The sequence below is a fragment of the Pseudogracilibacillus sp. SO30301A genome (genome assembly GCF_037072025.1).
Lineage (GTDB): Bacteria > Bacillota > Bacilli > Bacillales > Amphibacillaceae > Pseudogracilibacillus.
Genome location: NZ_JAXHDD010000018.1, coordinates 25,976 through 40,522, shown reverse-complemented (window position 1 = coordinate 40,522; position 14,547 = coordinate 25,976). Strand labels below are relative to the sequence as shown.

Below are 14,547 nucleotides of genomic sequence, written 5' to 3'. Positions count from 1 at the left end.
GAGCTAACAATGGTAAATTGGGAAATGAGAAGACAGTTGGTTAAGATTGCAAACCTTTATTATAATCATAATTGGACACAAGAAAAAATCGCGAAAAAGTTTTCAGTTTCACGGCCAGTTATTTCTAAATATTTACAGAAAGCTAAAGAAATTGGTATTATTCAAGTTTATATAAATGACAAAACTTATCATACTGTTAATTTAGAAGAAACAATTGAAAAAAAATTTAACTTAGAAGATGTTTTAGTTGTTCCATCCGTTAGTGACTCGGAAGAGGAAGTGATTAATGCAGTCGCTAAAGCAGGAGCAAATTATATAGCTAAAAACCTGAATAATATAAAAAGTTTAGGTATTTCTTGGGGAAAAACTCTAGCATCTCTTGTGAGAGAGTTTCCCTATGAAGCAAGGGAAGAAATAAAAATAGTTCCTCTTGAAGGTGGTATGGGAAGAAAACAAGTGGAGATACATGCTAATCAATTAGCTTATGAGTTGTCAAATAAAGTGGGGGGAGACTGTGCTTATTTATATGTACCTGCAATAGTAGAATCCAAAGAATTATATGATAGACTAATCGGCATGGAGGATATTGATCTTGTTCTAAAAGAAGGAGAAAAAGTAGATACTGCACTTATTAGTATAGGTAATCCCTATGAAGAATCTACCTTAGAAAGGTTAGGGTATATTCAACAAGAGGATAAAGAAATAATGAAACACAAAGGAGTAACCGGAGATTTAGGCTTCCGTTTTTTTGACAAAAATGGCATCCCATTGCATGATATTTTGGATAAACAAGTAATAGGGATATCTTTAGAAAGTCTTAAAAATATTAACAGGGTTATTGCAGTTGTCTGTGGAGAAAAAAAAGCAGAGAGCTTGTTAGCAGCTTTAAAAGGGGAGTTTATAGATGTTCTGATTACGGATCAGAAAACAGCAAACAAAATTGCCAAAAATAAATAAAAACATGTTATTATACTGTAGCTCACTAGCTGTACAATGATTAGCCTTGTACTTTATAGCTTTTCGTAGCAATTAGTAATTTTAGTCTTCAAGTAAAAAAACTTTTCTTGTGCTGAGACTGGTGGTTTCCGTCTGAATCCATTGAGATCTTTATGAAGCTGTTACTCTTTTATCCGAAACTTGCAATAAAAAAAGTATTTACACTTATTAATTTAAGATACATTAGCGGAAAAACTTTGAGTGATAATAATATAGGATTCTTTATTCTCAATTTTTTGTTTGCAAGTTTCCTGGGTAATTTTCTATGTCTTACACTTACAATTGGAATAAGGGACTAGAAAAGAAGGGAAATTTATTAACTACCAAAAAGAACTGTATAAATACGATAACAATGTCTTAAAATCCGTCATTGAAAAACAAAATATGAAAGGATAAGGAAGAAAACCGTTTATAAAATTGTTTTTCGCAATTTCAAAGGAAATGTCGTTACCCTGTATCTGGAAAATAGCTTGAAAAGGCAAATGGTGGATGGAAAAAAGATATGAGCTTGCTCAAAAAGTTAGTACGGCAAGAGGTATGGAAGAAAGTACGAGGGAGCGACTGAATGTCCTAGCACTGGGAATTTGTATATCGCTAAGGGAAGATTTTACACACTTTAATCTCCATTGATATTCTAGATTAGTGGGAAATAGCATATTTACTATAATCGAACCGTGATAAAACGTGTGAATAGTCATCTGGATGTGTCTTTCATATTCGAGAAAGATACGGATTCTTGGAATGTTGAAGTAGTCACATGTATGATTGGAACTCTTCTTAAAGAAAGTTTAGATGAAGTAGTTAAAAAGGGTATACCGGAAGAAGCGGCTAAGGCGATGTTTTCACTTCGTCATCAAATATACGTTTCCAATCTGGCTTAATGATCGCTTCTTTTCCGTAATCAATGGCTACCATAGGATTAATCGCTTAGGCTTAGTTGACGGTATAACAACAAACCCTTCCATTATTGCTAAAGAAAATAGGGACTTTAAAGAAACGATCAAAGAAATTTGTAGTATTGTGGACGGACCTGTAAGCGCGGAAGTTTTGGCCTAACGGTGGAAGAAGCAAGAGATATCGCCATATGGGCATCAAATGTTGTAGTAAAAATTCCTATGACGGAAGCAGGACTTGAGGCAGTAAATATTTTACCAAAAGAAGGAATTAAAACGAATGTGACACTTGTTTTTTCAGTTTCTCAAGGATTAATAGCTGCAAAAGCAGGGGCAACATATATTAGTCCATTTGTTGGAAGAGTAGATGATATCGGGGAAGACGGAATTGAATTAATCCAAAATTTAAAAGTAACATTAGCAAACTATCAATTCGATGCAAAAATTATTATTGCTAGTATTAGAAGTATTGGACATTTGGAAAAAGCAGCTATTTCAGGTGCAGATATCGCTACAATCCCTGGGTCCCTTCTACCAAAATTATGGAAACATCCATTAACTGATAATGGAATCCAGCAGTTTTTAGAAGATTGGAAGAATGTACCGAATAAGATTAGTACGTTATCTAGTATTCAATCAGGCATTCGAACATTCATTAAAATGAGATCAATCAGAAATATAGAGATCTAGATGTTTATCTCCATAAAAGCGCAGACAAGCACGATGCTGATTCACCATGATGACCGTATCGTCCCAATGAATCAGCGACTGTGTGAGGAGATGCTTGCGCATCTCTTCCGAAAAAGGAGCTAATGTTTTGGCAGCACGTCGTTGTGGTTTAGCTAGATAGCCTTCACTTGGAACCATCTCGCTAAACGTAAATCCTTTGATCATCTCTTGTGTTTTATTAATGCTCACATTTCCTTCATTCATAAAAGTCAGTGCCATAGCTTGAACATGTGGACCATATTGATTTTCTTCTTTCAAACGAACTGGGGTGGGCGTGTGTGTTTTCTTATGACAATTCGTACACTGGTACACGGGAAAACGATGGCGTTTTTTGACAAGGACGACCTCATAGTCAAATTCATCCTTGGTTTTTCCATCAGCAATTTTTTCAACCGTTCCTTGACAATGTGGACATTCCACGACTTTATGTTCCTCATACGCATTGATTTCTTGTTCATCGAATTTCTTGAGCGTATGCTTTTTATGTCCTGGTTGACCACCTTTCTTTTTCTTTGATTGAGTAAGACTATTAGGAACGTGCTTTTTCTTTTGAATCGGAGTTTGACTGGTAGGTAAACCGCTATTGGTGCCATCCATGCCATTGATTTGATTCAAACGAGCGACTTCTTTTATGAGAGCTTCCACCTGTTTAGCTAGTTCTATATTTTCTTTTATGAGTTTGTCATTCATTTTATCTTTTTGTTCAATCTGTTTGGTTAATCGTTGCATCTCTTCCCAATCAGCTTTATGCTGTGCGGTTTGTTTTTTTAGTTCAGCGATGAGCGCTTCATATTTTTCCGTTAAAGTGACATAGTCGTTGTAAAGTTGATTGTGATAATTTCCACCAGCCATGTGTCGTACTCCTCTTCCCAAAAATCTATTTTATGTATCTTCAAAGGCTACCTTATCACATTTTCAACCCATATGCATCCACAGATTTCAATCTGCGGATAGCGAAAAAAAGGTCAAAAGTTATCCACTTGTGAATAACTTTTGGCCCAAAAAAAACGCAACATTAAATTTTGACTGTGAATAGTAACAAAAAGTTAGTTTTAAATGGTGAGAAGGAAAGTATAAAAAACAGTGTAACGATATTTAAATCAGTAGGTGTAGCTATTCTCGATGTATTGGCGACCAAATTAGTATATGAAAAATTAAAAGAAAACAGGTGATTTTACACCACCAAGGAGGTATAGGTTTAGTAATCACATACTTAAATTTTATTAATGGTCAATGGACAGAATCAGAAACGGGAGAAACAGCTCATGGAGTCGCAATATTACGTTATTACGCTGGGGAGGACTTACGTTCAGTAGGTGATGTGGCACCTTTTGCAGATAAGGATGCTCTTATGTACACAACAAGAGCCCCTTAAGAGGTTTTCGAAGTAATAACTCCTTGGAGTTTTCCGGTAGCTATTCCTTTATGGAAAATGGCTCCCGCGTTAGTTTATGGCATTACAGTAGTATTAAGCCGGCAAGTGAAGCTGCAATTCCTTGTGCAAAATTAATTCAATGTTTCCATGATGCTGAACTTCCTAAGGAAATTATTAATATGGTGACAGGTTCAGGTTCATTGATTGGATCAAAATGGTGAATCATTCTAATATAGATGGAATTACGGCACCAAGCAAAGTTTTGCAGTACCTAAAAGGTCGATCATCAAAATAATTACAGGATAAGTCACGGAACTAAAAAAAGTATTTGGGCTAAAGGATATTTTTGTGCAACCGTTGGAACAGTGACAGAAGAAATAATAAGAAATAATATTGCCAATCAATTCGCTGAAGGCAATGGTGAAAACTTCAAGATTGATGAATGAGTTTAGTCAGAACTAGGAGTAGGCTTCAGCTTATGGACTTTTGCAGGACTTCATCCTGAAGGACGACCTTAGTCGCTGACATTTATGTCGAAATCCACCTGCTCTAGCAGGCGGTAGTTTAAACATCTTAAATAAGAATTTAATGCAAGCGTCAAATAATCCCTTATTAAGTAGGGGTAATTTGACGCTTACCTTACGTGAATCGGATCTAATAAATTTACCTAATAACCCCGGCTCATATCATATTCCCTAGCAATTACTTCCTTAAAGAAAATCGTTGATGCTTTCATTGTACCCATGAATTATTCTTTGAGGAAACAGAAATCACAAGTATGTTCTAAAAAAAGAAAATCAAAAATCGCTTAAAATAGAGGATAGTAAATCTACATTTTTTAGATTGGCTAGAAGTTTTTCGGTTAGAGACCATGCTATTTATATTAGTCCCAAAACAAAAAGATGCTGAAAAGTTTAGCCGTCTCGGAGAAAGTTTATTTTATTTTTAAAAGAACTGTGGGAAAACCTTTTATCCGAATATTTAATTCCTGCTATGTATATTGAAACTAGTTATTTTTTACCGGTGTCTTTTTATAAATTTTTTAATGAAGGTTTCAAGTTTCAGTCTGCCCAGTCATATACCGTGTACTTTGCGGGATGCACGATTTTCAATGCTTGAGCTTTTGGTTTCGAAAATAATCGCCTAATGGCGATATAATTTGTGAATGACTAAGAGATCACGATATTATCCCCTTGTTGGAAGATTGGAGATGTTGTATGGAATTTTTCCACTTCAATACACCTCCATGTTCATTTTCCTATATGTAATATGTGATACCTCAATCTTTTTATAGCAATCTATTACTTCTTTTATCGTTATTAAAGATAATTGTTGCTATATCGTACTTTGCGGATGATATTTACCCTTAATTGTATGCACAATATTGGACACCGTTTTAATAGTTTATGTTGTGAAGCATCAAAAAATATTGACAACAGATAAGAAAATTGATAAAATTTGTAGTAACAACATGACATTGCGATATAGTGTCAATTGTAAAATATAGGAAAGGAATATTGCTATGTTAATAGATCGAGATAATCGACTTCCTTTGTACATTCAATTAAAAGATTTAATTATTGAAAAGATAGAGAATGGTGAATGGAAGCGCGGTGAGGTTCTACCAACGGAAATGGAATTACAAAAAACATTGGAAGTAAGTAGAACAACAGTGAGACAGGCTCTGACAGAATTAGTTTTTGAAGGGATTTTAGAGAGGAAGCAAGGAAAAGGTACCTATGTTGCTGATGAAAAGTATAAACCGACTCGACCAGGTATTACGGGTTTTACAAAGGATATTGAAATGGAAGGGCATACAACTAATTCAATAGTTATAACTGAAAAGATGGTGACAGATGCTAATGTTGCAAGACAATTGAATATTAATCCTGAACGTAAAATATTAAGGTTAGAGAGAATTCGTTTAGTGAATGGTATCCCGATTGGTTATCATGATACCTTTTTGAATATTGATCTCACACCGAAAATTAATTTGAAAAAATACAATTTTGCATCCGAGTCATTATATTCGGCTCTTGAAAGTGAGGGTGTAATTATAGGAGACTCTGCTGAAACCCTAGAGGCAGCAATTCCTAGTCAAAAGCATACAGAAATATTAAAGATAGATAACCAAACACCTGTATTAAAAATTAATAGGGTTGCTAGGTTAGAAAATGGAATAGCATATGAGTTTTCAAAAATGGTATATCGATCAGATAAATATAAGTATTCCATCAATTTAAAACAATGAACATGACTACTTCAAATGAAAGCGTTTCAAGTAAGTAATTAAGATTATAATTTGGTAGGAGAGATATTATGATGATAAATGTAGAGGTACAAGAGTTAAGTGCAAAGGAGTTTGAACCATTTGGAAAAATAGTTGACTTACCTAATACACCAGCTCCAAAGGTGGGAAAAGGATGGGAATGTTGGAATTATATTGCTATGTTGGATGTCTCCGTGCCAATTGGTATGGGATTAGTAAATACAAAAGAACGTGAATTGGTAGTTGACTCTATGGAACGACATGTAAGCAGGGAAGAACTTTTGTTAGCATTAGACAAAGAGATTATACAGCCGGTTGCAATTTGTCAAGATATAAATGATCCCAATGAAAAACCAAGACCTGACACAGTGAAAGCCTTTCGTATTAAACCAGGACAAGGAATTATTATTAATAAAGGAGTATGGCATAGCCCTTCCTATCCAGTTAATGGTGATTCTACTTATCTTTTTGCTATTGAAAAAAAGCCAGATAAATTCGGAGATGAAATGGTAAATCCTTGGGTGCCTTTTATAAATGATAGAGCAATAAATATAAAGTTAAAATAATATTAATTTTCTTAGAAAATATTTTCCGAAAATGAAAATAAACAATTGGAGGTATAATAAATGAAAAATAAAAACGTAGGTTTAATTATTTTTTTGATACCGATTGGTGTTGCGGTTAATTTCGTAGGTGGTCAGTTAGCTGTATTATTAAAACTACCGTTGTTTTTAGATACGATTGGAACATTTACTATTGCAGCAATAGCCGGTCCTGTCGCTGGTTTAATTGTTGGTTTACTTACATGTTTAAGTATTGCGATTACAAATCCCCAATCGCTTTTTTATCTATCTAACTTTTTATTAATGGGTTTTCTAGCTGGATATTTAGGTAAAAAGGGAGTATTTACAGCGGCATGGAAGGCTGGTGTAGCTGGAGCAGGTATGGGAATATTAGTAGGGATTTCAGGAAGTTTAATTTCACTTTTCTTATTTAATGGGTTTGGTGTAAGTGGTACCGGTGTGTTTGGTGGTTTATTGATGTCTGCAGGTTTTCCGGTTTGGGCAAGTGCTTTTATATCTAATATGTCTGTAGACATGATTGATAAGATCCCTACCGCATTAATTACGTTTTTAATTGTGAAAAATATACCTGAAAGAACATTAGTTAAACTTCCAAATAGTAGTGCGTATCTGAAAAATTCTTAATTTCAAATGTGCATTGTAATACAAGGAGGACAGTATGATGGATGAGGCGTTTATTAATTATTATCGGAATCCACAGAAGAGTAAAAATTGGTTTTTAAATATAAATCCTTTAAACAAATTGAATCTGTATATATTTCTAGCATTGATCCCACTTTTTCTTCAAAAGTGGGAGGTAAACATCGCGTTAACCATTGCGTATATAATGATAGCAGTCGTAGCAGGTAGATTTAAAGCATTTATTAATCCATTTTTAAAATTAGCATTGGTTATAGGGCCGTTTTTCTTTATTGTTCGGGCATTGTTTTGGCCCGGTGAGAACCTCGTTTATAAGTTAGGTTTCATCAAGATTACTCAAGAAGGTATTAATTTAGGTATTCAGTATGCAACAATTATGCTAGTTGTATGTGGTTTATTAGTGTTACTGACTGTAACAATTAAGGCGGAGGATTTCACTTATGCTTTGGAGAAAATTGGCTTTTCACATAGGATAAGTTATATTATATTATCTTCATTACAATTAGTAATGGACTTAAAAGATAAAACATCTGTAATTATGGATTCTCAAAGATCGCGGGGAATAGAAACTGAGGGAAATATATTGTTTAGAATTAAGGCATTTGTCCCTGTATTAAGTCCGTTGTTTTTAGGGGCTATTACAGGGGCGGAGGAAAGATCGATTGCAATGGATGCAAGAGCATTTTCGTCAGATAATAAAAATACACATTTAAGATTTCTTCGTCCAACTCCGGGTGTGGAAAAGGTAGCAGTGGTTGTAATCGATATTGTCATCATAAGTTATATAATTTGGGAGGTCTTAGTTTGAAAGAACACAAGCGGTCACCATAAATAAAAAAGGGCATGCGAAATAAGCCTACGTGGTAGACTGAAGATTACTAATATTATGGATATAATAACATTAAGTGATTACACGTTTATCGGGTATTTGGTAACCAAAAGTTTCTAGATATCTTATCGCCATATCTTCTGTAATCTGTGGTGCATATGGACGCTTTGGTTTTGGATGGATGTCTATTTTGTATAACTCGTCATTAAATGGCTCATTTTTATCAAGCATTTGGTAAATACAGATAATTAGCAATCGCAATAATCGATTTTTTGTGACCCCGACGTTTTTTAATTTGCTCATAGCGCATTTTGAAGTAAGGACAATCCTTACTTTTAATCGCAGCATTTGCGCATTGTACCAATAAAGGCTTGATATAAACACCAGCTCGTGAAATACGGACGGATTTTTCTTTCCAACACTTTCATTGTTTTGCGGTGTAAGTCCGGTCCAAGAGCAAATGTGTTTCTGGGAATGAAACACAGACATATCTACGCCAATTTCGCCAAGAATTGCGATAGCTTTAAAAATATCTTTAATGCCTGGTAAGGATAAGATTAATTCCACCTGTGGTAAGTAGGGTTGAACTAATTTTAAAACAACCGATTCGATATCGCTGATGTGCTTTTCAATGCTCTCCATATGGTCAAGTGATACACTCATCTTATCAGTTTGTGGTTCGGTCAGGTTTCCTTGAATGGATTTCACAATAGTTTTCGTCTTATGTTTCATGCTACCATGTAGCATCGAGGAAACATCGAAATTAGTGTCATCCGGATTATCTAGAATATGTTGAATAATATTCATGGAGCTTACACCAAATTTATCGGAGACCACACTGGAAATCATAATATTGGATACGGTAAGCGAGTTCTGTACACGGTTTATCTCACTTGTTTTAAAGTTGATGAGCTTAAATCGATATCTCATCAAATCACGGATTTGACGGATTTCTAAAGGTGGTATAAAGCTACCAGGAACTAAACCGTGTTTGTGCAAATCGTAAAGCCAAACGGAGTCTTTTATATCGTTTTTCTTACCACGGAGACCCTTAACGTATTTTGGGTAGCGACGACAATATCACAGTCATTTTCCAAAACATTAAACACAGGATGCCAGTATTTGCCAGTAGATTCCATACAGACATGGACGCAAGATTGAGATTTCAACCAATCTCGAAGATGAAGTAAATCTTCTGTAAAAGTTGAAAATTGCTTGGTTTGGTACTCGGTAACCCCCGATTGGTTCGTAGTACCTACCGTTGCCACAACAAACTTTTTGTGGACATCAATTCCACAACAAATAGGATAAACAATCCTTAGCATAAACACATCCCCTTCTAATTTTATAGTGGATAAAGCAGACATTGACTGTTTGCCACGTACTAAACTGGAATTGTTTATATAAAGATTAGTTTACGTGCTCATTGGCACACTTATTTGTACTTGAAAATGGCAAACGGCACATCTTTTTATGCGGGCAGTATTTAAACTGTCACCACTCACCTCCCCGTGCTCTGTAGTATATCTGCTTATCCAACTATATTATAGCAGTATTTAGGGTGTGGAGATTATCTTTCATTAAATATTTGTGCCTTGAGCGCAGCGAAAGGAATGATACTTTTTATGAGTTATATAGAAATGAAAGACATTTCATATAAATATCCTTTAGCCCATGACGAGACTTTAAAAAATATTAGTTATACATTTGAAAAAGGGAAACTCTACGGAATTATCGGTCCCAATGGAGGAGGGAAAACGACAATATGTAATTTAATTAAAGGTCTAATTCCAAGCTTTTATGGTGGGGAATTGACAGGTGAAGTATATATTGATGGAAAGGAAATTAGGGAATGGGATAGTGGTACTTTAGCTTCCTTAGTTGGATATATATTTCAAAATCCTTTTACACAAATCAGTGGTATAAAAGAAACTGTGTTCGAGGAAATAGCATTAGGGCTTGAGAATTTAGGTGTAAAGAGAGAAGAAATTATATCAAAAGTAATGGATGTATCAAAACGCTTGAAAATAGAACATTTAATTACCAAGAATCCGAACAGACTTTCAGGTGGTCAACGTCAAAGAGTTGCCTTTGCAGCTATTGTTGCGATGGATTGTGATATTTTTGTTATCGATGAACCTACATCACAATTGGATCCTAAGGGTACTTCAGATGTATTTGAAATCATTCATATGTTAAAGGAACAGGGTAAAACTATTTTATTGGTTGAACATAAAATAGATTTGATAGCGGAATACGCCGATGAAATATTAGCTATTAATCAAGGTGAACTGGTTGCTAAAGGTAACACAAAAAGGGTTTTAGCAGATGAAAGCTTATTAATGAAAGGTATAGGTGTACCGCAAATTGCTTTGCTTAGCCATGATATGCAAAGGGCAAATAAACCTTTTGATCGTTTTGCAATTACAAAAGATGAAGCAAAAGAACAGATTTTAAAAAAGGATAGTGAAAAGATATGTCTATAGAAGTAAAAAATGTCACTTTTTCATACCCTAATGGACATGTAGCGAACGAAGATTTAAACTTCACTATCCAAATGGGAGAAAGGGTTGCAATAGTTGGTCAAAATGGAGCAGGTAAAACGACGGCTGTTAAATTACTAAATGGTTTACACAAACCTACAAATGGAGATGTCTTAGTCGAAAATATTAATACAAAAGAAAAAACTGTTGCACAAATCTCCAGATATGTAGGGTACGTATTTCAAAATCCAGATGATCAAATATTTAATAATACTGTGGCAAAGGAACTTGAATATTCATTTAAAGGAGTCGATTTATCGCCTGAAGAAGTAAAAAAACGAATCGATAAGGCAGTTGATTTAACAGGGATAGGTAAATATATGGAGATGAAGCCATTTGATATTCCATATTCTATTAGAAAGTTTGTAACGATTGCTGTTTTTATTGCGATGGATACACCCTATTTGATATTAGATGAACCTTCAGCTGGACAAGACTTTAATGGTATTAATCAATTATCAAAAATCATGGATGTATTGCAAGATGAAGGAAAAAGTGTCATAACTATTACTCACGATATGGAATTTGTTGCGAATAACTTCAATAGAGTGATTGCCATGGCTAATAAACGCATCATTGCCGACGACACACCTAGGGAGATTTTTTGGAATGAGGAGATTGTTCAAAAGTCGAATATAAGCAAAACGGAGATTGGTGAGCTTGCAAAAAGTTTAGGAATTAAAGATCGAAATCTTTTATTTAGACATGAATTGGTCAATTATCTCTGCTAAAGATAAGACCATACGATTTATTTCGGCGAGCTACAATAATAAAAAATTATAAGGGAATGTTTTAATTGCAAAAAGAACTGGATTTAGTAGTCTATGGCAGTCTCAATATGGATTATGTGGGGTATGTTGAAAAACTTCCAAAACCGGGAGAAACTTTAGCTTCAAACGAATTTATAGTGAGTCCAGGGGGAAAGGCGGCGAATCAGGCTGTTGCGTCTGCAAAGTTAGGTGCTAAAACAGCAATGATTGGGCGCGTAGGTAATGATCAAATTGGATTGTCGATGAAAGAAGAACTTTCAAAAGCACATGTGGATAATGAATGTGTAACAATTACGGAAGACGTCCAAACTGGAATCGCAATGGTTTGGGTAAATGAAGCTGGTGGTAACTCCATAGTGACATACAAAGGTGCAAATGAAAATTTAACTAAAGACGATATTGATAAATCTGTTGAAAAGGTAACGCGATCGCAAGGGGCTATATTACAATTAGAAATGCCCAAGGATGTCGCACAATATACGATTGAGACAGTGTCAAAACAAGGAAAAAAGGTTATATTAAATCTAGCACCAATTGTGGATATCGAAAATCACTATATGAAAATGATCGATTTGCTCATTGTTAATGAACCTGAAGCCGAATTCCTAGCGGGAAATAAGGTTGATTCTATTGAATCGGCTAAAGAGGCAATTCATATCATTTCAGAATTAGGAATCGAACATATCATTATTACACTAGGTGAGCAGGGAGCTGTATTTAAAAGTGGGAATGTTATAAAACATCATGCTGCTCCAAAAGTGGAAGCTATTGATACAACTGGTGCGGGTGATTGTTTTGTTGGAGCTGTGTCTTATTTTTGGTTAAGAAGAAATAATTTAGACGAGGCGGTTAAACATGCTATTCAAGTTGCCGCGCTTGCGGTAACAAAAAAAGGGGCAATAAATTCCTTGCCTACAATAAAGGATTATGAAAATTTTCAGAAGCAAATTAATATTGACATATAGAACATCATAAAGCCTCAAAATAAATAGAATTTGTAGTTTGCATTCGGAAACACCTTTATAAGTAAATAGTTTGTCATAATTAAAAAGGATGATATAAATGATAGATTTAAATGAAGCAAGGGATGTATTAAAGGATGAAGTTAGCATAGAAGCATTTGATGATATTGTGACCCAACGAGTCCTTGGGGCAAGTAAACATATTCATATGATAGGTGAAATGATTGAATCTATTGCATTAAATGGTAGAGAGAAACAATTATCTACTGATATTGTAGTAGATAATATTATTACCCTATCTACCTTTTTTATTGAAACAAGGGGAAATGAAAGTCAAGCAGTTAGTAATGCTATAAACATTATGATTAGAAAAATAGATGATGTTAGAAATTTGAATGTCACAGAAGCTGTAGAGAGTATCATTCAAAAGAAAAATTCTTATGCAGAAAAAGCACAAGAAGATACTAAAAATGTCATTAAATATAGCACAGAAATTGCATCTTCCATGAAAAGTATCATGGTATTTGACTATTCAAGTACAGTTAATGATTTTTTGAAAAATCTGAAGAACGCAACGGAAGATTTAAGAGTATTTATACCTGAGAGTAGAGTTATAGATGGTGGCTATCCGTTTGTAAAAACTTGTCAAGATGCAGGTCATACAGTGCATTTTATCCCGGATTGTTCCATTATGTATTATTTAAAGCAATGTGACGGTGCCTTTATTGGAGCCGAAACAATTTTACCAGATGGTACTACTTATAATACTACTGGATCCGATATTGTTGGTTTAGTATGTAAAGAGTATCGTATCCCATTGTATGTTCTTACTCCTTTAATAAAAATAGATGTAAGATCATTATATGGTTATAGTAAAGAATTAAAGATAAATAATTTAGAAGATAGATTAGGGATTAATTGGGAGACAAGTGAAAAGGAAAAGATCATTTTTCAGTGTCCTGAATTATTAGGCGTCGATCCAGAACATATAACTGCCATCATAACAGAACAGGGCATTATTCCTGCTAATCAATTCTTAAATGTAAGTATAAATTTTTATAATCATTTGAAGGGAGAATAATAGATTGGATATGAAAAAATCTAATTGTATAGCTCTGTCTATGGTTCAACCCGATCCACTACCCGGAAGCTATAGACATACTGATCGAAAGATCGAGGAAATAATTGATCAATCATTAAGAGAAACAGAAATGGTACTAAAAAATGGTTTTGATGGAATAGTCTTGCAAAACATGAATGATATGCCTATTAAACAATTTGCATCACCCGAAGCTATTGCTTACATGACGAAAATAGGTGATGCAATAAAAAGAAATTATCCAGATCAAATTTTAGGTATTTTAGTGAACTGGGATGGTGTTGCAGGTTTATCAGTTGCGGATGCGATAGGCGCTGATTTTGTAAGGGTAGAACATCTTTTTACCGGTGTAGAGGTTACAAGTGCAGGTCTACTACAAGCACAATGTGTAGAAATAAATGAACTTAGAAAAAGAATTAAGAGCGAGGTTCCCATATATGCGGATGTTTATGAAGTCCATGGAGTACCGTTAGGAAGAAAACCAATAGAAGATGCAGCTTGGGAATCGGTACATGAGGCATTTGCTGATGGTTTGTTTATAGCTGGAAAAAGTCCCGCTGAAAGTATTGAATTAGTGAAAAAGGCTAAAACAAAAGTAAAAAATACGCCGATCTTTTTAGGGGGCGGGGCAACAGGTGATAATGTATATGACCTTTTACAATATTATGATGGCGTATGTGTTGCTACGTGGATTAAAAATGGTGATATGAAAAATCCAATTTATCCTGAGCGCGCCAAAATATTTATGGATGAAGTGAGACGTGCAAAAGAATCAAAGAAAAAAATAGAATCCAATTAATTAATTCAATTAACAAGGTCCACAAAGTAATGCATCTAGGGCATTATTTTAGACATTAAT

Annotated in this window: 16 protein-coding genes and 2 pseudogenes; 15 read left to right on the top strand and 3 right to left on the bottom strand. The window is 34.5% G+C overall.

Annotation, left to right across the window (positions count from 1 at the left end):
* The first annotated feature begins 9 nt into the window (after positions 1-9).
* The 3 genes and pseudogenes from SPD89_RS10725 (at position 10) to fsa (ending at position 2,579) form a co-directional block, all read left to right on the top strand.
* Positions 10-957, top strand: a complete 948-nt coding sequence (locus SPD89_RS10725) for a sugar-binding transcriptional regulator (RefSeq protein WP_336261943.1) — start codon at positions 10-12, stop codon at positions 955-957.
* A gap of 713 nt (positions 958-1,670) precedes the next feature.
* Positions 1,671-1,877, top strand: coding sequence for a phosphogluconate dehydrogenase C-terminal domain-containing protein (locus tag SPD89_RS10720; protein WP_336261942.1), 207 nt, complete (start codon positions 1,671-1,673; stop codon positions 1,875-1,877).
* 19 nt (positions 1,878-1,896) lie between these two features.
* Positions 1,897-2,579 (top strand): annotated as a pseudogene (gene fsa, locus SPD89_RS10715) (fructose-6-phosphate aldolase).
* Here the strand turns inward: fsa and SPD89_RS10710 are convergent.
* Positions 2,556-3,470 (bottom strand): hypothetical protein, encoded by a 915-nt coding sequence (locus SPD89_RS10710; RefSeq protein ID WP_336261941.1) that lies wholly within the window; start codon positions 3,468-3,470, stop codon positions 2,556-2,558. The pseudogene fsa and the gene SPD89_RS10710 overlap by 24 nt on opposite strands.
* Positions 3,471-3,646: 176 nt before the next feature.
* On the opposite strand from SPD89_RS10710, the gene SPD89_RS23055 reads away from it, so the two are divergent.
* The 7 genes and pseudogenes from SPD89_RS23055 (at position 3,647) to SPD89_RS10680 (ending at position 8,293) form a co-directional block, all read left to right on the top strand.
* A complete protein-coding gene (locus tag SPD89_RS23055; RefSeq protein ID WP_442961130.1) occupies positions 3,647-3,790 on the top strand; it encodes a hypothetical protein in 144 nt (47 codons plus the stop codon).
* A 77-nt stretch (positions 3,791-3,867) separates the two neighbouring features.
* Positions 3,868-4,202: pseudogene (locus SPD89_RS23050) on the top strand (aldehyde dehydrogenase family protein); the annotation flags it as partial.
* A gap of 93 nt (positions 4,203-4,295) precedes the next feature.
* A complete protein-coding gene (locus tag SPD89_RS23045) occupies positions 4,296-4,439 on the top strand; it encodes a transposase (protein WP_442961129.1) in 144 nt (47 codons plus the stop codon).
* A 1,076-nt stretch (positions 4,440-5,515) separates the two neighbouring features.
* Complete coding sequence (locus SPD89_RS10695) at positions 5,516-6,244, top strand: GntR family transcriptional regulator (RefSeq protein WP_336261938.1); 729 nt, start codon at positions 5,516-5,518, stop codon at positions 6,242-6,244.
* 71 nt (positions 6,245-6,315) lie between these two features.
* Positions 6,316-6,828: an ureidoglycolate lyase gene (locus SPD89_RS10690; RefSeq protein WP_336261937.1), complete on the top strand. Its 513-nt coding sequence runs from the start codon at positions 6,316-6,318 to the stop codon at positions 6,826-6,828.
* 60 nt (positions 6,829-6,888) lie between these two features.
* On the top strand, positions 6,889-7,470 hold the full coding sequence (locus SPD89_RS10685; protein ID WP_336261936.1) for a hypothetical protein: 582 nt from the start codon (positions 6,889-6,891) through the stop codon (positions 7,468-7,470).
* Between the two features lie 37 nt (positions 7,471-7,507).
* Positions 7,508-8,293 (top strand): energy-coupling factor transporter transmembrane component T, encoded by a 786-nt coding sequence (locus SPD89_RS10680; RefSeq protein ID WP_336261935.1) that lies wholly within the window; start codon positions 7,508-7,510, stop codon positions 8,291-8,293.
* 93 nt (positions 8,294-8,386) lie between these two features.
* On the opposite strand, the gene SPD89_RS10675 is transcribed toward SPD89_RS10680, so the two are convergent.
* Entirely contained in the window at positions 8,387-9,121 is a 735-nt protein-coding gene (locus tag SPD89_RS10675; RefSeq protein WP_336261934.1) for a transposase, read from the bottom strand.
* 215 nt (positions 9,122-9,336) lie between these two features.
* Positions 9,337-9,639, bottom strand: a complete 303-nt coding sequence (locus SPD89_RS10670; RefSeq protein ID WP_336261933.1) for an IS110 family transposase — start codon at positions 9,637-9,639, stop codon at positions 9,337-9,339.
* A gap of 300 nt (positions 9,640-9,939) precedes the next feature.
* Between SPD89_RS10670 and SPD89_RS10665 the strand changes: the two genes are divergently transcribed.
* The 5 genes from SPD89_RS10665 to SPD89_RS10645 all read left to right on the top strand — a co-directional run bounded on the left by SPD89_RS10665 (position 9,940) and on the right by SPD89_RS10645 (position 14,487).
* Positions 9,940-10,800, top strand: coding sequence for an energy-coupling factor ABC transporter ATP-binding protein (locus tag SPD89_RS10665; RefSeq protein ID WP_336261932.1), 861 nt, complete (start codon positions 9,940-9,942; stop codon positions 10,798-10,800).
* On the top strand, positions 10,791-11,588 hold the full coding sequence (locus tag SPD89_RS10660; protein ID WP_336261931.1) for an energy-coupling factor ABC transporter ATP-binding protein: 798 nt from the start codon (positions 10,791-10,793) through the stop codon (positions 11,586-11,588). The genes SPD89_RS10665 and SPD89_RS10660 overlap by 10 nt, the downstream gene beginning before the upstream one ends.
* Positions 11,589-11,653: 65 nt before the next feature.
* Positions 11,654-12,592 carry a ribokinase gene (gene rbsK / locus SPD89_RS10655; RefSeq protein WP_336261930.1) on the top strand — a complete coding sequence of 313 codons (939 nt, stop codon included), beginning with the start codon at positions 11,654-11,656 and terminating at the stop codon, positions 12,590-12,592.
* Between the two features lie 97 nt (positions 12,593-12,689).
* Positions 12,690-13,670 carry a hypothetical protein gene (locus SPD89_RS10650; protein WP_336261929.1) on the top strand — a complete coding sequence of 327 codons (981 nt, stop codon included), beginning with the start codon at positions 12,690-12,692 and terminating at the stop codon, positions 13,668-13,670.
* Positions 13,671-13,680: 10 nt separating this feature from the next.
* On the top strand, positions 13,681-14,487 hold the full coding sequence (locus SPD89_RS10645; protein WP_336261972.1) for a BtpA/SgcQ family protein: 807 nt from the start codon (positions 13,681-13,683) through the stop codon (positions 14,485-14,487).
* The last annotated feature ends 60 nt before the right edge of the window (positions 14,488-14,547 follow it).